Origin of the sequence: Blautia sp. MCC269, assembly GCF_018785655.1 — a bacterium.
In the GTDB taxonomy this organism is placed as follows: domain Bacteria; phylum Bacillota; class Clostridia; order Lachnospirales; family Lachnospiraceae; genus Blautia_A.
Genome location: NZ_WQQE01000038.1, coordinates 18,386 through 36,750, shown reverse-complemented (window position 1 = coordinate 36,750; position 18,365 = coordinate 18,386). Strand labels below are relative to the sequence as shown.

General features: G+C 45.4%; 16 protein-coding genes. 14 read left to right on the top strand and 2 right to left on the bottom strand.

The features are described 5' to 3' along the window. The first annotated feature begins 68 nt into the window (after positions 1–68). From GPK88_RS11635 to GPK88_RS11575, 13 genes are all read left to right on the top strand, one after another. Complete coding sequence (locus tag GPK88_RS11635; protein WP_173771447.1) at positions 69–1,409, top strand: CCA tRNA nucleotidyltransferase; 1,341 nt, start codon at positions 69–71, stop codon at positions 1,407–1,409. Positions 1,410–1,468: 59 nt separating this feature from the next. Further along, a complete protein-coding gene (locus tag GPK88_RS11630) occupies positions 1,469–2,446 on the top strand; it encodes a CotS family spore coat protein (RefSeq protein ID WP_148447294.1) in 978 nt (325 codons plus the stop codon). Between the two features lie 95 nt (positions 2,447–2,541). Next, a complete protein-coding gene (locus GPK88_RS11625) occupies positions 2,542–4,275 on the top strand; it encodes a phospho-sugar mutase (protein ID WP_148447292.1) in 1,734 nt (577 codons plus the stop codon). Between the two features lie 66 nt (positions 4,276–4,341). Next, entirely contained in the window at positions 4,342–4,671 is a 330-nt protein-coding gene (hbs, locus tag GPK88_RS11620; protein ID WP_278278404.1) for a non-specific DNA-binding protein Hbs, read from the top strand. Positions 4,672–4,762: 91 nt separating this feature from the next. Continuing rightward, positions 4,763–5,002, top strand: coding sequence for an RNA-binding S4 domain-containing protein (locus GPK88_RS11615; RefSeq protein WP_118062154.1), 240 nt, complete (start codon positions 4,763–4,765; stop codon positions 5,000–5,002). A 123-nt stretch (positions 5,003–5,125) separates the two neighbouring features. Continuing rightward, complete coding sequence (yabP, locus tag GPK88_RS11610; protein ID WP_243279005.1) at positions 5,126–5,407, top strand: sporulation protein YabP; 282 nt, start codon at positions 5,126–5,128, stop codon at positions 5,405–5,407. 78 nt (positions 5,408–5,485) lie between these two features. Further along, on the top strand, positions 5,486–5,836 hold the full coding sequence (locus GPK88_RS11605) for an FtsB family cell division protein (protein WP_252197761.1): 351 nt from the start codon (positions 5,486–5,488) through the stop codon (positions 5,834–5,836). Between the two features lie 120 nt (positions 5,837–5,956). After that, the gene (locus tag GPK88_RS11600) at positions 5,957–7,450 is read left to right on the top strand and encodes a SpoIIE family protein phosphatase (RefSeq protein WP_173762390.1); all 1,494 of its coding nucleotides are present in this window, start codon (positions 5,957–5,959) and stop codon (positions 7,448–7,450) included. Between the two features lie 24 nt (positions 7,451–7,474). After that, the gene (gene tilS / locus GPK88_RS11595) at positions 7,475–8,884 is read left to right on the top strand and encodes a tRNA lysidine(34) synthetase TilS (RefSeq protein WP_173762389.1); all 1,410 of its coding nucleotides are present in this window, start codon (positions 7,475–7,477) and stop codon (positions 8,882–8,884) included. Next, a complete protein-coding gene (hpt, locus tag GPK88_RS11590) occupies positions 8,881–9,408 on the top strand; it encodes a hypoxanthine phosphoribosyltransferase (protein ID WP_173762388.1) in 528 nt (175 codons plus the stop codon). The genes tilS and hpt overlap by 4 nt, the downstream gene beginning before the upstream one ends. A 16-nt stretch (positions 9,409–9,424) precedes the next feature. Further along, on the top strand, positions 9,425–11,272 hold the full coding sequence (ftsH, locus tag GPK88_RS11585; RefSeq protein ID WP_215707837.1) for an ATP-dependent zinc metalloprotease FtsH: 1,848 nt from the start codon (positions 9,425–9,427) through the stop codon (positions 11,270–11,272). 287 nt (positions 11,273–11,559) lie between these two features. Further along, on the top strand, positions 11,560–13,677 hold the full coding sequence (locus GPK88_RS11580; protein ID WP_215707836.1) for a glycoside hydrolase family 13 protein: 2,118 nt from the start codon (positions 11,560–11,562) through the stop codon (positions 13,675–13,677). A gap of 64 nt (positions 13,678–13,741) precedes the next feature. Next, positions 13,742–14,101 (top strand): Hpt domain-containing protein, encoded by a 360-nt coding sequence (locus GPK88_RS11575; protein WP_173771450.1) that lies wholly within the window; start codon positions 13,742–13,744, stop codon positions 14,099–14,101. A 94-nt stretch (positions 14,102–14,195) separates the two neighbouring features. Here GPK88_RS11575 and GPK88_RS11570 read toward each other — a convergent pair whose 3' ends face one another. Together GPK88_RS11570 and GPK88_RS11565 are read right to left on the bottom strand one after the other, a co-directional pair. After that, the gene (locus GPK88_RS11570) at positions 14,196–14,507 is read right to left on the bottom strand and encodes an ArsR/SmtB family transcription factor (RefSeq protein ID WP_021976406.1); all 312 of its coding nucleotides are present in this window, start codon (positions 14,505–14,507) and stop codon (positions 14,196–14,198) included. A 62-nt stretch (positions 14,508–14,569) separates the two neighbouring features. Next, a complete protein-coding gene (locus GPK88_RS11565; protein ID WP_256442577.1) occupies positions 14,570–17,314 on the bottom strand; it encodes a heavy metal translocating P-type ATPase in 2,745 nt (914 codons plus the stop codon). 234 nt (positions 17,315–17,548) lie between these two features. Between GPK88_RS11565 and GPK88_RS11560 the strand changes: the two genes are divergently transcribed. Beyond that, positions 17,549–18,304, top strand: coding sequence for a LamB/YcsF family protein (locus GPK88_RS11560; protein ID WP_021976404.1), 756 nt, complete (start codon positions 17,549–17,551; stop codon positions 18,302–18,304). Positions 18,305–18,365: the final 61 nt, after the last annotated feature.

Sequence of the window (18,365 nt, the reverse complement as noted above, 5' to 3'; positions counted from 1 at the left end):
GAGAGCAGATAATACAGTGAAATGTGAATGCTTGATCTTGACAGCAGCAATCAGTAAGAGGAGTTATTATGAAGATAAACATACCACAAAAAGCAGCGCAGATTCTGAAGACTTTAAATGCTGCCGGCTATGAGGCCTACGTTGTCGGCGGCTGCGTCCGGGATTCCATCCTGAACCGGGTGCCGGGGGACTGGGACATTACAACTTCTGCACTTCCGGAGCAGGTGAAGGAACTTTTTCACAGAACTGTAGATACGGGGATCCAGCATGGAACAGTAACCGTAATGATGGATAAAGAAGGATTTGAGGTGACAACCTACCGTGTGGACGGCGAGTATCATGATGGCCGCCATCCGGATGCTGTGACTTTTACCAGAAGCCTTGAGGAAGATCTGAAACGAAGAGATTTTACCATCAATGCCATGGCCTACCATCCGGAGCACGGACTGGTGGATCTGTTTGGCGGAATGAAAGATATTGATGGGAAGATCATCCGGTGTGTCGGGGATCCGGTGGAACGTTTTACAGAGGATGCCCTTCGGATGCTCCGGGCAGTGCGTTTTTCCGCACAGCTTGGATTTACTGTGGAAGAGAATACAAAGGCAGCACTGGCGCGGATGTCAGGAAACCTGGAACATGTCAGTGCAGAGCGTATCCAGACAGAGCTTGTGAAGCTTCTGGTGTCCGATCATCCGGATTATCTCAGGACAGCCTGGGAGACAGGTCTTACAAGAGAGTTTCTTCCGGAATTTGATGCCTGCATGGAGACAGAGCAGAATACTCCCCATCACTGTTACACCGTGGGCGAGCACATTCTGAAAAGCCTCACAGAGATCGAAAATGACCGGCTTCTCCGCATCACCATGCTTCTTCACGACATCGCCAAGCCGGTTGTAAAAAAGACGGACGAGAACGGAAGAGACCACTTTAAGACGCATGGCCCGGCAGGTGAGAAGCTGGCCGGTAAGATCCTGCGCCGTCTGAAATTTGACAATGCAACGATCCGAAATACCTGCCGTCTGATCCGGTATCATGATCTTCGCCCCACGCCGGCAGCTGAGGATGTGAGAAGATCTGTGAATCTTATAGGAGAAGATCTTTTTCCACTGTATCTGAAAGTACAGAAGGCAGACCTTTTAGCGCAAAGTACTTACAGGAGAGAGGAAAAACTGGCACGGTTAGGTGGCGTGACAGAAACCTATCAGGGAATCCTTGAGAGAGGAGAATGTACCTCACTGAAAACCTTGGCAGTTTCCGGAAAAGATCTCATAAAAGCCGGACATCCGGCCGGACCGGAACTGGGAGACCTTCTGGAAAGACTTCTTGACTGTGTACTGAAAGATCCATCCCTTAACACAAAAGAAAAACTTCTTGAAACAGCGGAAAAAGACAGCATGAAAACCCAATAGAATAACGAAAATCCCCCCTGCATAAGATAGAACGTAAAATAAGGCAGGGGGGAACTTTTTTGTATGATTATGGTTTGAGCGTACTGGAGCAGTATGGGCTTACAGCATTTACTTCCGGCAGGGTGAGGGGTGCACTTCTTTGCCAGACAGAAAAAGGTCCTGTGATACTCCGGGAATTTCACGGCTCAGAAAAAAAGCTTTCCATGCAGCAGCAGCTTCTTGAAAAACTGAAAGAACAGAATTGTTTCGTGGATGCTTATCTCAGAAATCAGGAGGGTGTTCTGGTAAGCAGGGACAAAGATGCCATTCCATACACTGCACAGATCTGGTTTGAGGGACGGGAATGTGATACGAAATCCGAAACGGATATTTTAAAGAGTATCCGTACTCTGGCACAAATCCACAAAATCATGCAGCTTCCGGTGGAAATGGATTATGTGGGAAGAGATCTGCAGGATGAATATAGCCGGCATAATCAGGAAATGAAAAAGATACGTCGTTTTATCCGGAAAAAAGGAGCATCCAATCAATTTGAAAAAGATTATCTGAAAAGTGTGGAATGGTTTCTTCAGAAGGGAGAAGAAGCGGCAGATATGCTGGAAACCACGGATTATAAAAATTTGCGGCAGCAGGCTCTCCAGAAAGGCAGTATCTGTCATGGGGAATATAATCAGCATAATGTACTGATCCTTGGAAAAAATACAGCAGTAACCAATTTCAGCCACTGGAGTTTTGATGTGCAGATGGCAGATCTGTACCGTTTTATGCGAAAAATTCTGGAGAAATATTGCTGGGACTTACACATTGCCCGGAAAATGCTTTCCGCATACAATTCGGTACGCCCGATTTCAGAGTCTGAGTGGCAGAATTTAAGAGTCCGATTCTGTTATCCAGAAAAATACTGGAAACTTGCCAATCATTATTATACTCATAATAAAGCAGTGGTTTCCGGGAAAAATGTGGAAAAGCTGCGAACCCTGATTCATCAGAAAAAACAGTGGGAGGAATTTTCAAAACAGTGCTTCCGGCAGGAATAATTCTGAATGTGTCAAAAACAAAACTTCCCTTTTTCAGAAAATTGTTATATAATGTTAATTATCTTATACAAAGAAACAGGGAGGTATTTTGGAACATGGATTATAAGGAAATCTATAATCAGTGGCTTGAAAACCCATACTTCGACGAGGCAACAAAAGAAGAGCTGAAAGCAATCAAAGACGACGAAAATGAGATCAAAGAGCGTTTTTATATGGATCTTGAATTTGGTACGGCAGGCCTGCGCGGTATCATTGGCGCGGGTACCAACCGTATGAATATTTATGTAGTAAGAAGAGCAACTCAGGGTCTTGCCAACTACATCGCAAAAGTAGACAAGAAATCCCAGGGTGTTGCCATTGCATATGATTCCCGTCATATGTCACCGGAGTTCGCTCAGGAAGCAGCACTTTGCCTGGCAGCTAACGGAATCAAGGCTTACATCTTCGAGACACTTCGCCCGACACCGGAGCTTTCCTTTGCAGTACGTCATCTGGGATGCGTTGCAGGTATCAACGTAACAGCCAGCCATAACCCGCCGGAATACAACGGATACAAGGTTTACTGGGAAGACGGTGCACAGATCACACCACCTCATGACACCGGAATCATGGGTGAGGTTAAGGCAATCTCCGACTGGAATACCGTAAAGACCATGGATAAAGAAGAAGCAGTGAAGGCAGGACTTTTCGAGGTGATCGGACAGGCTGTTGACGATGCTTACATGGCAGAGCTTAAGAAACAGATCATCCATATGGATGCCATCCAGGCAGAGGGCAAGAACCTCAAGATCGTTTACACACCACTTCACGGAACTGGTAATATCCCGGCCAGAAGAATCCTGAAAGAGCTTGGATTTGAGAACGTATACGTAGTACCGGAACAGGAACTTCCAAACGGAGATTTCCCGACAGTCAGCTATCCGAACCCGGAGGCAGCAGAGGCATTTGAACTTGGCCTGAAGCTTGCAAAAGAAGTTGATGCAGATATCGTACTTGCAACAGATCCGGATGCAGACCGTCTTGGTGTCCGTGTAAAAGATAAAAACGGTGAGTACCATGACCTTACAGGAAACATGTCCGGATGCCTTCTTGCAAACTATGAGCTGAGCCAGAGAAAGGCTGTAAACGGAAGTCTTCCAGAGGATGGAGCTCTTGTAAAGACAATCGTTACAACAAACCTGGCAGATGCGATTGCCAAGGGATACAACGTGAACCTCATCGAAGTGCTTACCGGATTCAAATACATCGGACAGCAGATCCTTGGATTTGAGAACAGCGGTAAGGGTACATATCTTTTCGGATTTGAGGAGAGCTATGGCTGCCTGATCGGAACCTATGCAAGAGATAAAGATGCCATCGTTGCTACTATGGCACTTTGCGAGGCTGCCGCTTACTATAAGACACAGGGCAAGACTCTCTGGGATGCAATGATTGATATGTATGAGGAGTTTGGATATTATAAAGATGCTATCCAGGCAGTTACCATGAAGGGTATCGAGGGACTCCAGAAGATTCAGGAGATCATGACAACACTTCGTCAGAATCCGCCGGCAGAGTTTGCAGGTCATAAAGTAACCGCAGTACGTGACTATAAACTGGATGAGATTACAGATCTTGCTACAGGAGAGAAGAAACCGACAGGCCTTCCGAACTCCAATGTTCTTTATTATGAGCTTACAGACGATGCATGGGTATGCGTAAGACCGTCCGGTACAGAGCCGAAAGTAAAATTCTACTATGGAGTAAAAGGAACCTCTCTTGCAGATGCAGACGAGAAATCCGATGCAATGGGCAAGGCAGTTCTTGAAATGGTTGATTCCATGAAATAAATGGGTCATCCTTCCGCCTGTAATATGCGAAAAACCTTGACATTATAAGCCAAAAGGTTTATATATATAAGGCAAAGCCAAAAAAATAAGAGAACATCAATTATAGGAGGAAACACCATGAATAAAACAGAGTTAGTAGCAGCAATGGCGAAAGACACCAATCTTTCCAAGAAAGATGTAGAAGCTGTTCTGAAATCTTTTATCGATGTTGTAACTGATGAACTGAAAAAAGGCGAGAAGATTCAGCTTGTTGGATTTGGAACTTTCGAAGTAAGCACAAGAGCTGCAAGAGAGGGAAGAAATCCTCAGACTGGTGAGACCATGACAATCGAGGCTTCCAAGTCTCCGAAATTCAAAGCAGGAAAAGCTTTAAAGGATGTTGTTAACGGTAAATAATCTGTTGATTCAGTGATAACGGCAGGAGGAACCAGAAACCGGTTTCTCCTGCTTTTTTACTACGAAAGTTTTGTTAAAGGAGGAAAAAAATATGCGTCTTGATAAATATCTGAAAGTATCCAGACTGATCAAACGCCGTACAGTGGCCAATGAGGCATGCGATGCAGGAAGAGTTCTGGTAAATGACAAACCGGCCAAGGCATCTGTACAGGTGAAAACCGGAGATACTGTGGAAATTCAGTTCGGAAGCCGTAACGTAAAGGTGGAAGTTCTGGAAGTAAAAGATACAGTAAAAAAAGATGAAGTAGAGAGTATGTTCCGCTATATTTAACCAGATCCGGAAAACGCTTTCTGCACGTTTCGATATCCGGCCGATGGGCATGTTTTTGCGAATGGTCTATTTCCATACGGCGTTTCATAGATTAAAAGAGAAACGGTTCCCGGGAGGCTGGTTTTGGACGGAAAGAAATCTGCGGTAGCTCATAAGCTGATGCTGGAAAGACAGAAGGGGGGCACAATCACCGGAATCCGGGAGGTGATATCTTTTGACGAAAAAGAGATACTGCTGCACACAGAAGAAGGAAAACTGTCCCTGAAAGGAGATTCCCTGCATGTAAGGCATCTGGATCTGGAGAGCGGGGAACTGAGTCTGGAAGGCAGAATTGACAGCCTTGCATATCTTGGCAGAAAGAAGGAAAAAAAGGAAGAGTCCTTTTTAAAAAGACTGTTTCAATAAGGACAAAAAAAGACAGTAAACTGGTTGATATTTTTTAACAGAAGTTGTAAAATCTGGATGTATAAGCTCATAATAAAAATGAAAATCAGGAAAGATAAAAAAGGAGCAGACAGATTGAAAAAGCCGGAAAAAGGGAAAAAAAAGAAGATAATCGGTTATAATTATCTTGGTATGGTAGGAATTGCCGTGATTGCGCTGGTGCTGCTTGGAAGTCTTATGGTGCAGAGCAAGGGGCTGCAGCAACGTCTGGATTATTATAATTCCAAGGCGGCGGCACTGGATAAATCAATTGACAGTGAGAAGGAACGAACCAAGGAAATAGAAGCTCAGAAAGAATATATGAAAACCGATGAATATGTAGAAGAAGCAGCCAGAGAAAAGCTTGGTCTTGTAAAAGACAATGAGATTGTATTTCAGGAAGAAAAATAGCCGAAACCAGAAGTCTTTTGGCAGAAAATTTCCTGGGATTATCGTGCGGTTTTGACACATATTTCAGAATCCCTCCTTTATAATAATCAGTCAGTGAAGGTTATAAGGGGAGGGAAAAATATGCAGGAATGGATCATTGCCATGCTCGTAGTCAGCATTCTGCTGATACTCCGGGACATGGCAAAAACTGTCTTTTCAGGAAGAACGCAGGAAAAAGAAGAGATGATGCCGCTATGTGAAAGCCATCCCCAGAAGGAAAAAGTGGAACGGTATGCAGCATCATTCCGAAAACTGGCGGAAACTTTTTATGGGATGCCATACCGTAAGGAGTTTTTGAGCGGAGGACAGCTGAACCGTATTATTTCTGACACCAGTGCTTCTGTCTGTGCCAGATGTTATCAGAGAGAAATCTGCTGGGGAGAACGTGCCGGGGAAACCATGCGGGGCAGTGAGAAGATGATCCGTGTTATGGAAGAAGGCGATGAGGAAGCCATATGTCAGGCGCGAAGTGAATGGATCAGCGCCTGTGGGCGGTCAGCTCAGTATTTTCAGGTTCTGAATGAAGAGTTTCGGGAAGAGAGACAGAATCTGGTCTGGGATAACCGAATGATTGAAAGTCGTCTTGCGGTTGCACAGCAGCTTACTGAGATATCCAGAATTATGGATCACGTGGCCGAAGAATTGTATGACATTATGCCGGCAGATCCCAGCTTCCGGGAGGATCTCCGGAAGGCTTTCCGCAAAAAACATGTAATCATAAAAAATGTCTGGGTTATGGACAAAGTAGAAGGAAGACGGCAGGTATTTCTGAATCTTCGTGCCAGAAGCGGGCAGTGTGTTTCTATGACGGAAATTACACAGATTTTATCTAGAATATGTGGAAGCCCTATGACACCGGAGCAGGGAAGCAGGAGTATTGTAAATGGGGATTTTCATACCGTGCATTTCGTGGAGGATGTAAGTTATCAGATTCTTTACGGAGTGGCAAGCCTGACAAGAGAAGCGGAAAAAGTTTCCGGAGACAATTATATCTGCCGCCAGGAGGAAGATGGCAGGTTTTTTCTTTGCCTTTCGGATGGAATGGGGTCCGGGATGGAAGCTTTCAGGGAAAGTGAAATTGTGGTGGAGCTGCTGGAACAGTTTATGGAATCCGGATTTTCTCAGGAAACAGCAGCACGAATGGTGAATTCGGCACTGATTCTGAAAGGAAGAGAAGGAATGTTTTCCACAGTAGATATCTGTGCGGTGGATCTTTACACGGGAATCTGTAATTTCCTGAAGGCGGGTGCATCCTCTACATTCATAAAAAGAGACCACTGGGTGGAGTCCATTGCATCGGAAAGTCTGGCAGCAGGCCTGGTTCAGCAGCTGGATTTTGATACGGCATCCAGAAAACTTTACCATGGAGATTATCTGATTATGATGACAGATGGAGTTCTGGATGCGCTGCCTGCAGAGCGGGAAGAGGAGACCATGAAGGAAATTATTATGGATATCCGGGAAAAAGAACCGAAAGAGATTGGGCGTGGAATACTGGAACGGGTTCTGGGATACAGCGATTACCGGGCAAAAGATGATATGACGGTAGTTGTGGCCGGCCTTTGGAAAAAATAGAAAGTCTTTGATACAGGAGAAAAAATGATCGAACGTGTAAAAAAATATATCAGGGAAAATCAGATGCTGGAAGCTGGAAGTATGATAGTGGCGGGAGTATCCGGAGGAGCGGATTCTGTTGCCATGCTCCATATTTTAAAAAGCATACAAAAAGAGTTTAGATTTTCCCTGGAGGCGGTTCATATCCACCATGGAATCAGGGGAAAAGAAGCGGACAGAGATGAAGCCCTTGTAAAAAAAATCTGTGAAGAATGGAAAATTCCGTTTCAGTCTTATCATTATCCGGTTCCCAGACTTTCCAGGGAGTGGAAACTGGGAGAGGAAGAAACCGGAAGGATTGTTCGTAAGCAGGCTTTTGCGGAAGAAAAAAAGAAGCTTGGTTTTTCGGAAAAACGGGAAGAGGGAATGGGGCGGTTCTGCATTGCGCTGGCCCATAACTGTAATGATCTGGCAGAAACCATGCTACATCATCTGGCACGAGGGACAGGCCTTCGCGGCCTTTCGGGAATTCGCCCCTGTAATGGAGAAATTATCCGGCCGGTTTTATGTTTAGAACGGAAGGAAATTGTCTATTATCTGGAAGAAAGAGGAATTCCCTATATTACAGACAGCAGTAACCTTTCTGATGAATATACGAGAAACAGAATCCGGCATCACATACTTCCTGCAATGGAGATGGAAATTAACCAAAAGGCAGTGGAACATATGGCGGAAACAGCCAGAATCCTTGCGTCTGCGGATGAGTATTTCCAAAAAAAAGGAAAAGAACTTCTGAAACTGTGCAGGCGGAAAGAAGGCTATTTTCTGGATGATATCTTTTTTGAAGAAGATTCCATTATCCGGGAATATGCAGTGATGGAAGGTTTTGAACAGCTTGCGGGGAAAAGAAAAGATTTTACCTCTCTTCACGTAGAACAGGTATTTTCCCTTAGGGAGAAAGAAATCGGCCGTTATATTTGCTTTCCGCAGCATTTAAGGGCCATCCGGCAGTATGGAGGGATTCTGCTGGAAAAGACAGAAACGCAGGAGGCACCGGAGTATACAGAGTGTTTTTTTGAAATTCCGGTTCCAGGAACCCTCAGATGTTCTTTCGGAATCTTTGAGACAAAAATTTTTCCCTATAAGAATCAGAAGATTGAAGAAAAAAAGTATACGAAATGGATGGATTATGATAAAATAAAAGGTAGTCCATGCGTTCGTACCAGAAAACAGGGAGACTATCTTGTTGTAAACAGTGCCGGAGGAAGAAAGAAACTGAACCGTGTCTTTATTGACGAGAAGATTCCGGCCGGTTTAAGGGATCAGATTCCGGTTGTTGCCACAGGATCAGAGATCCTCTGGATCCCGGGAGGACGAATGAACGAACAGTATAAGGTCACTTCCACTACAGGGAGAGTGTTGGAATTACATTACCAAGGAGGAGTTTTAACATGAGCGAAAAAATCAGGGTTTTACTCAGTGAAGAAGAAGTAGATGCCCGTATCCAGGAAGTTGCAGATGTGATCAACAAAGATTACGAGGGAAAAGATGTACACATGATCTGTGTGCTGAAAGGCGGAGTTTTCTTTATGTGTGAGCTTGCCAAGAGGATCACACGGCCGGTAACTCTGGATTTCATGTCTGTATCCAGTTACGGTGATGACACGAAATCAAGCGGTGTTGTAAAGATCGTCAAGGATCTTGACCAGCCTCTGGAGGGGAAAGATGTCCTGATCGTGGAGGATATCATTGATTCAGGAAGAACATTAAGCTATTTGCTGCGTATCCTGAAAGGCAGACATCCGGCAAGCATTAAACTCTGTACGCTTCTTGATAAACCGGAGAGACGTGTGACAGACGTAAAGGTAGATTACTGCTGTTTCAATATTCCGGATGAGTTTGTGGTAGGATATGGACTTGATTATGCCCAGAAATACAGAAACCTTCCTTACATCGGAGTAGTGGAACTGGAGGACTGAAAGGAGATTTAACCAAGTGAGCAAGCATTCAGGTAAGATAGGCCTGTACCTTCTGCTTATTGTGGCACTGATCGCAGGATATCTGTATCTTAATGACCAGGTATCTACCCAGGGCAGTTACACAATGGGTCAGCTGGAAAAGGCTCTGGAAGAAGACAAAGTAACGGATGCAGTGATTCATCAGAACAGAGAAGTGCCCACCGGTTATGTAACGGCAAACATTGTTTCAGACGGTCAGAGGACAGTCTATGTAACCGATGTAAAAGAGGCAGAAGAGCTTCTTGAAAAATATGACATTGATCCGACGATCCGCAATGTGCCCAAAGACAGTTCCATGATCGGAACCGTTCTTCCGGTGGTACTTACCGGTGCGATCCTTATCTTTTTCTTTATGATGATGAACCGGCAGATGTCCGGAGGCGGTGGAAGCAATGCGAAGATGATGAACTTCGGAAAAAGCAGAGCCAGAATGTCTACCCCTGATGATAAGAAAGTAACATTCAAGGATGTTGCAGGTCTTCAGGAGGAGAAAGAGGATCTGGAGGAAGTGGTTGACTTCCTGAAATCCCCGCAGAAGTATACCAAGGTAGGTGCCAGAATTCCGAAAGGAGTAATCCTTGTGGGCCCTCCGGGAACCGGTAAAACCCTTCTTGCGAAAGCAGTTGCAGGAGAAGCGGGGGTTCCGTTTTTCTCCATTTCCGGATCGGATTTCGTGGAGATGTTTGTAGGTGTCGGTGCGTCCCGTGTACGAGATCTTTTTGAAGAAGGCAAGCGCCATGCGCCGTGCATTATCTTTATTGATGAGATCGATGCGGTAGCCCGCCAGCGAGGAACCGGAATGGGTGGCGGCCATGATGAGAGAGAGCAGACACTGAACCAGCTTCTTGTAGAGATGGATGGTTTCGGAGTAAATGAAGGTATCATCGTGATGGCAGCTACCAACCGTGTGGATATCCTGGACCCGGCAATCCTCCGTCCGGGACGTTTTGACCGAAAAGTCGGTGTGGGACGTCCGGATGTTAAGGGCAGAGAAGAGATCCTGATGGTCCATGCCAAGGATAAACCGCTGGGAGATGATGTGGATCTTCGCCAGATTGCCCAGACAACAGCCGGATTTACCGGTGCGGATCTGGAGAACCTTCTCAACGAGGCGGCCATTGACGCAGCCAAAGAAAGCCGTCCTTATATCATGCAGAAAGATATCAAAAAAGCATTCATTAAAGTCGGGATCGGTGCAGAGAAGAAGAGCAAGGTCATCTCTGACAAAGAGAAGAAGATCACTGCTTATCATGAGGCAGGTCATGCGATCCTGTTCCATGTGCTTCCGCATATGGACCCGGTATACACCATTTCCATTATTCCTACAGGAATGGGCGCTGCCGGTTACACCATGCCGCTTCCGGATAATGATGAGATGTTCAACACAAAGAACAAGATGCTGGAGGATATCACAACGCTTCTCGGAGGCCGTGTGGCCGAGGAGATCATCTTCGGAGATATTACAACAGGTGCATCCAATGATATCAAACGTGCCACAGAGACTGCACGTTCCATGGTAATGAAATACGGTATGTCCGAAAAGATCGGCCTGATCGCTTACGGCAACGATGACGATGAGGTATTTATCGGCCGTGATCTGGCACATACCAGAGGTTACAGCGAGGAAGTGGCAAGAGAGATCGATGCGGAAATTTCCCGTATCATCAGCGAATGCCACGAGAAAGCAGAGAGTATTATCCGAGAGCATATCGGCGTTCTTCACAGCTGTGCATCCCTTCTTCTTGAGAAGGAAAAAGTACATCGTGAAGAGTTTGAAGCACTTTTTACAACAGAAAAAGAAGAGGTTGCAGAAACAAACGAATAAAGTGCACAAAAAAACATATTGAATTTTGTGAACTTTGTGCACACTTTTTGGCGGACACATGGTACTATATATACCGTAAAAACCCCCCAATACATTATATAGTTTTTGCTACACCCCATAAGAAGAAATACCTTCTCCAAAAAAGGCAGCCTAACCAGCTGTCTTTTTTACTGCGTAAAAATAAAAGCGGAAACATGGAGAAAACCGGTAGATAAACTTGCGATATGGAAAAAATTAAGATAATATATTTAAGAGAGTGGTACTAAAAACGGAATGAGGAAAATAGAATGTTATATGAAAGCATGGAGACAGCAAAGAAGATGCAGTATATACTCAATATGAGTCCGGTATTAAATAAAGACGCGATGTTCAGCGATGGAACAGAATATTACCGGACACCTGTGGAACCGCGGGAGGGCGATACAGTTACGATCCGTTTTCGTACCCAGCGAAATAATGTGGACAACGTCTGTCTTGTGCATGACGGGGAATATCTGGAAATGAAACGGGAGAAGACTTCCGGAAGTTTTGATTACTATACTGCACAGATCATAATGGGAAAAGACATTGTGCGCTATCATTTTGAAATCCATTCAGGGCTTGTTACCTGTTATTACGATACAAACGGTGTCAGTACCAGGCATGAGGAACGGACAGAATTTGAGATCTATCCGGATTATCATGTGCCGGAATGGCTGAAGGGTGCGATCATGTACCAGATTTATGTGGATCGTTTTTATAACGGAGATCCTTCCAATGATGTGGAAACCGGAGAATACTCTTACATCGGGGATATTTCCGTGAAAGTGGATGACTGGGGGAAAATTCCTGCAGTTATGGGTGTCCGGGAATTTTACGGCGGTGATCTTCAGGGAGTTATGGATAAACTGGATTATCTGCAGGAGCTTGGAGTGGATGTGATCTATCTGAATCCGGTGTTTGTTTCCCCGAGCAACCACAAGTATGACTGTCAGGACTATGACCATATTGATCCTCATATCGGAAAGATCGTGGAGGACTGTGACGGCCTTTTAAGCCCCGGAGACCGGGATAACAGCCATGCGCTTAAGTATATCCGCCGTGTGACCGATAAACGGAATCTAAAGGCCAGCAACGAGCTTTTCCGGGAACTTGTGGAAGAAATCCACAGGAGAGGAATGAAAGTGATCCTGGACGGGGTATTTAACCACTGTGGATCTTTTAATAAATGGATGGACAGAGAACGGATCTATGAAAACCAGGAAGGATACGAAAAGGGAGCCTATGTTTCGGCGGACAGCCCTTACCGTTCTTTCTTCTGTTTCCGGGATCAGAATCGCTGGCCGTATAATCCTACCTATGACGGCTGGTGGACTCACGATACGTTGCCGAAACTGAATTATGAAGACTCTGAGGAACTTTGTCAGACGATCCTTGATGTAGGCAGGAAATGGGTTTCTCCGCCGTATAACGTAGACGGATGGAGACTGGATGTGGCAGCGGATCTGGGCCACAGCAATGAATTTAACCATCACTTCTGGAAAGAGTTCCGAAAGGCGGTAAAAGAAGCCAATCCCAATGCGGTGATCCTTGCGGAACATTACGGAAATCCGGAGAGCTGGCTTCTTGGTGATGAGTGGGATACAGTTATGAACTACGACGCTTTTATGGAGCCTGTAACCTGGTTCCTCACCGGAATGGAGAAGCACAGCGATGAGTACCGGGAGGACCTTTATGGTAACAGTGAGGCCTTTATCGGAGCCATGAAACATCATATGCGCTCTTTGCATATGGGAGCTCTTTACGGTGCTATGAATGAGCTTTCCAACCATGATCATTCCAGATTTCTGACAAGAACCAACCACAGGGTAGGAAGGCTTTCCTATGCGGGAGCAGAGGCGGCATCTGCCGGTATCAACCCTGCGATCATGAGAGAGGCAGTTGTGATCCAGATGACGTGGCCTGGCGCGCCTACGGTATATTACGGGGATGAGGCCGGCGTGTGTGGCTTTACAGATCCGGACAACCGCAGAACCTATCCCTGGGGAAAAGAAGATCTTGAGATGCTGGATTTCCATAAACGGATGATCTGTATACACAAGGCATATCCGCTCCTTGCAAAAGGTTCCCTGGAATTTCTGTGGAACGATCATCAGGGCTTAAGTTATGGCCGTTTTTCTGATTCGGAGCAGATCATTGTGATCCTCAATAATCAGGATTATGAGAGAGATGTGAGAGTAACAGCCTGGAAAACCGGTGTAAGCCGGAAAGAAGCAACAGCTTTTCAGCGGCTGATGCTTTCTTCCAGAGAAGGCTATACGGAAATGCCGGAAGAATATATTGCAGATGCGGGAATTCTCCATGTGAGAATGCCTGCATACGGAGCGATGGTACTTCATCACAGAGCAAGGCATAAGTATAAATAATGCACAGTTCAGGAAACGGACCGTAAAAATACGGAGGATGCCTGATGGAAAGGAGAAATATACTATGACAATTGAGCAGTGCTACAGTGCAATTGAAAGCAATTATGAAGAGGTGCTTGGACGTTTTGCGGGAAACAAAATGCTGGTTGAAAAATTTGCCCGGAAATTTCTTGATGATCCAAGTTATCAGACACTTGTAGAGACTATGGACAAAGCAGATTATGAGGAAGCTTTCCGTGCCGCCCATACATTAAAGGGTGTTTGTGCAAATCTTGGATTTACGCAGCTGTTTAAAGTTTCCAGTGATCTGACAGAAGAGCTCAGAGGCGGCAATCCGGATGCCGCAAAGCTTCCGGAAATGCTTGAGAAAGTTTCTTCTGAGTACAGGAAGACGGTAGATGCGATTAACTGTGTAAATGAATAAAAAGCGTCAGAATTGAACGCTGTTTATAAAAAAGCCGATCTGTTCTTTCCATTGCTGGAAAGAGGATCGGCTTTTTTGACTGTTTTTTTATGTTTTATTCTTCTGTTACATGTTCCAGACCCTGATTCATGATGGTGGCTACATGGCTGTCTGCCAGGGAGTAGAAGATTGTTTTTCCATCTCTTCGAAATTTGACCAGTGACATCTGTTTCAGTACACGAAGCTGATGAGAAATGGCACTTTGTGTCATGGAAAGCCGGTCGGCAATGTCCTGCACACAAAGCTCTTCTACAGAAAGCGCATACAGGATACGGATTCTGGTAGGATCACCAAAGACCTTAAAAAGGTCGGCGAGCCGATACAGCGTATCATCATTGATCGGGTAATCAATATGTGGTTTCTTCATTTGCGTATCCTCCAAACTATTAACTTCTATTGTAGCTGAAAAAACCGCACCGGTCAAATTCTTTATTTTTTATACAGGATACGAATGGAATTCAGCACGCAGATCATGGCAACACCAGTGTCTGCAAATACGGCCATCCACATGTTTGCGTGTCCGGCAAGACCAAGGATCATAACTGCGATCTTGATCACAAGGGCGAATACCACGTTCTGCCATGCAATGCGGTTTGTGTTCCGCGCAATGGCGATGGACTGCGGGATAGCGTCTACATTGGAATTCATAAATACAGCATCTGCAGCCTCGATCGCAACATCTGCACCACTTCCCATGGCTGCGCCTACATCAGCGCCAGCAAGAACAGGAGCGTCATTGATTCCGTCGCCGACAAACATAACCGTTCCGTGTGCCTCACGGACTTTTTTCAGGGCATTGAGCTTATCTTCCGGAAGAAGTTTGGCATAGATTTCATCGATTCCGGCATCTTTTCCTACGGCCTTTGCACTGTCTTCGGAATCTCCGGTAAGCATAACTGTGTGAAGACCGAGTTTTTTCAGGGAAGCAATGGCTTCTTTTGCATCTGGTTTGATAGTATCGGAGATCAGCATATATCCTGCAAAAGTTCCGTTTACAGCCATAAATACTTCAGAGCCGTAAGAGGCTTCTTTTAATTCTCCGATGGTGACGCCGAATTTATCCATCAGCTTGCGGTTTCCACAGAGAACTTTTCCCTCCGACATTTCTGCGACAATTCCATGTCCGGAAATTTCTTCCAGAGAGATCGGTTTTTCAAACTGGATTCCGCGTTCTTTTGCGGCAGCTACAATACTGTTTGCAATCGGATGTGTGGAGTTCTGCTCGCAGCCTGCACACATGGAAAGAAGTTCGTTTTCGTTATATTTACCGGCAGTTACAACTTTCTGAAGCTGGAAGTTACCTTCTGTGATGGTTCCGGTTTTATCCATAACTACAGCGCCAAGGTTGCTTAATCCCTCGATGGAAAGGCCGCCTTTGAACAGGATTCCTTTCTTGGAACCGGCACCGATGCCTGAGAAGAATGCAAGCGGGATACTAAGTACAAGAGCACATGGGCAGCTCATTACCAGGAAGGTGATGGCTGTGTAGATCCAGTAATGCCAGTTTCCGGTTACAAGGGATGGAATCAGTGCTGTTGCAACAGCGATTCCTACAACACAAGGAGTGTATACTTTTGCAAAACGTGTGATAAAACGGTCGATCTTCGGTTTGCTTGCTGCTGCATTTTCCACAGAATCCAGGATACGTGTTACCATGGACTCCTCGAGAGGTTTTTCCACGCGGATCTTTAATTGGCCGGAGGTATTTACACATCCGGAAGTGATCTCGTCACCCCTGTTTACAGCAACTGGTACAGGTTCACCTGTGATCGGTGATGTGTCAATACGGCTGCTTCCTTCAAGGATCACGCCGTCAAGAGGAACACGATCGCCAGGGCGGACCAGAAGAACATCACCAACCTGAGCTTCCTCAGATGGGATTACCTGAATGTCATCGCCAACAATAAGATTTACAACTTCCGGGCGGAGGTCAACGGCGTCCATGATCTGTCCACGGCTTCGCTCAACAGCTTTTTCCTCAAACAGCTCACCAATACGGTAGAAGAGCATAACGCCTACAGCTTCAGCAGAATCATTGATAGCAAAAGCAGCGAGGGTTGCAACACTCATCAGGAAGTTTTCATCGAAAACCTGTCCATGGGAGATGTTTTTGGCTGCTTTTACGACGATCACACCGCCAAGTGCCAGATATGCGATTACGAATACCGGAAGAGTGGCAGTCGTTGCAAATCCTTTATGTTCCATGATTTCGCCGGCAACAAAGAGGATCGCGCCGATGATAATGCAGATCGTGTCGATCTTTTCTTTGGAAAAAGTTTCCTTTTTGCTGGCTGCGTGAGTTTCAGATGTAGCTGTCTGTGCTTTTGGCTTCGGATCTTTTTCTTTTACTACAACTTCGGATTCGATGGAAGTACAGATCTTGCGGATCTGGTCAAGATAACGGTCCGGATTCTTTGCGGTGACACGAAGCTGCTTGGTGGCAAAAGTGATGGTAGCTTCGGAGATGCCGTCGAGATCTGCAATCTGTTCTTCCATCTTGGAAGCGCAGTGGGCGCAGCCCAGGTTTTCCAGAAGGTAGATCTTGGTTGTTACGTCAGCAGAAGCGGATGGCTTTGGATCTCTCGGAACAACTTTGACTTCGGATTCAATAGAAGTACAGATTTTGCGGATCTGTGGTAACAGAGCATCCGGGTCGGCTGCGTTTAAGCGAAGTTGTTTGGTGGCGAAAGTGATAGTCGCACTTTCTACGCCGTCAAGATGCTGGATCTGTTCCTCCATCTTGGAAGCACAGTGAGCACAGCCCAGGTTCTCCAGGATGTAGACACGTTTTGCGGATGCTGTGCTGTGGGAGTGCTCGTGATGCTCGTGGTTGTGGTCGTGATCCCCGCAGCCGCAACCGCAGTGTTCGTCATCGTGATGATGGTGATGCTCATGCTCGTGATGTTCGTGGTCATGATGATGATGATGATGTTCATGCTCGTGATCATGATCCTCGCAACCACAGCCGCAGTGGTCATCGTCGTGATGATGGTGATGATGTTCATGCTCGTGATCATGATCCTCGCAGCCACATCCACAATGCTCATCATCGTGGTGATGGTGTTCTTCATGTGCATGTTCCGCATGCTCATGTTCATCGTGATGGTCGTGGCCGCAACCGCAGCCACAGGAATCCGTGGACTCCATGGAATTCTTCTCTAATTTCTCTTCCATATGAAATCTCCTTGAAATTTATATGAATATATGATTGAATGTTCATATGACTATTTAAGCATATGTTTTATCGGATGTCAATATCTTTTTCTAAAAAGAATAAAAGAAATGTAAAATCTATTACAAAAGAAATATAGAAAATATTAATATATTCTGAAAAAATAATCTATTTTATTATTCTTGTTTAACATGTTATACTTTCAACAAGTAAAGAAAAGAAAGGAAGGTAGCAACATGTACAGTATTGACTTAAACAGTGACATGGGTGAGAGCTTTGGCGCATACAAGCTGGGCGGAGACGAAGAGATCATTAAATATGTCACAACAGCAAATGTAGCATGTGGCTGGCATGCAGGCGATCCAATGGTAATGGATAAGGTAGTCCGCATGGCAAAGGAACGTGGCGTTATGGTTGGAGCCCATCCTGGATATCCTGATCTTCTTGGCTTTGGACGAAGAAAGATGGTTCTCTCTCATGATGAAGTTAAGAATTACGTCAGATACCAGATCGGAGCACTGGCTGCATTCACAAAAAGTTATGGAATGAAGCTTCAGCATGTAGCTCCACATGGAGCAATGGGAAATGCCTGCCAGTATGACGAGGACATTTCCACCGCAATCTGCGAGGCAATCTGTGAGTATGACAAAGATCTGATCGTTTACTACTGTGCAGGAGCAGTTCTCGGTGATATCGCTGAGAGCAAGGGACTCCGTACAGCATCCGAGATCTTTGCAGACCGTGCATACATGGATGATCTTTCTCTTGTACCGAGAAAGATGGAGGGATCCATGATCACAGATGAGAACATTGCCATCGAAAGATGCGTGAAGATGATCAAAGAAGGTAAAGTCACATCCATCAACGGAAAAGAGCTTGACATCAAGGGTGACACACTCTGTGTACACGGAGACGGACCAAAAGCACTTGCTTTTGTACAGAAGATCCGTGAGAAATTCACAGAAGAAGGTATTGAGATCAAACACTTATAAAAACTAAATAAAGTACATTCACATGAGAGATAGAATGCCGGATAAATCAAAGGAGATTTAA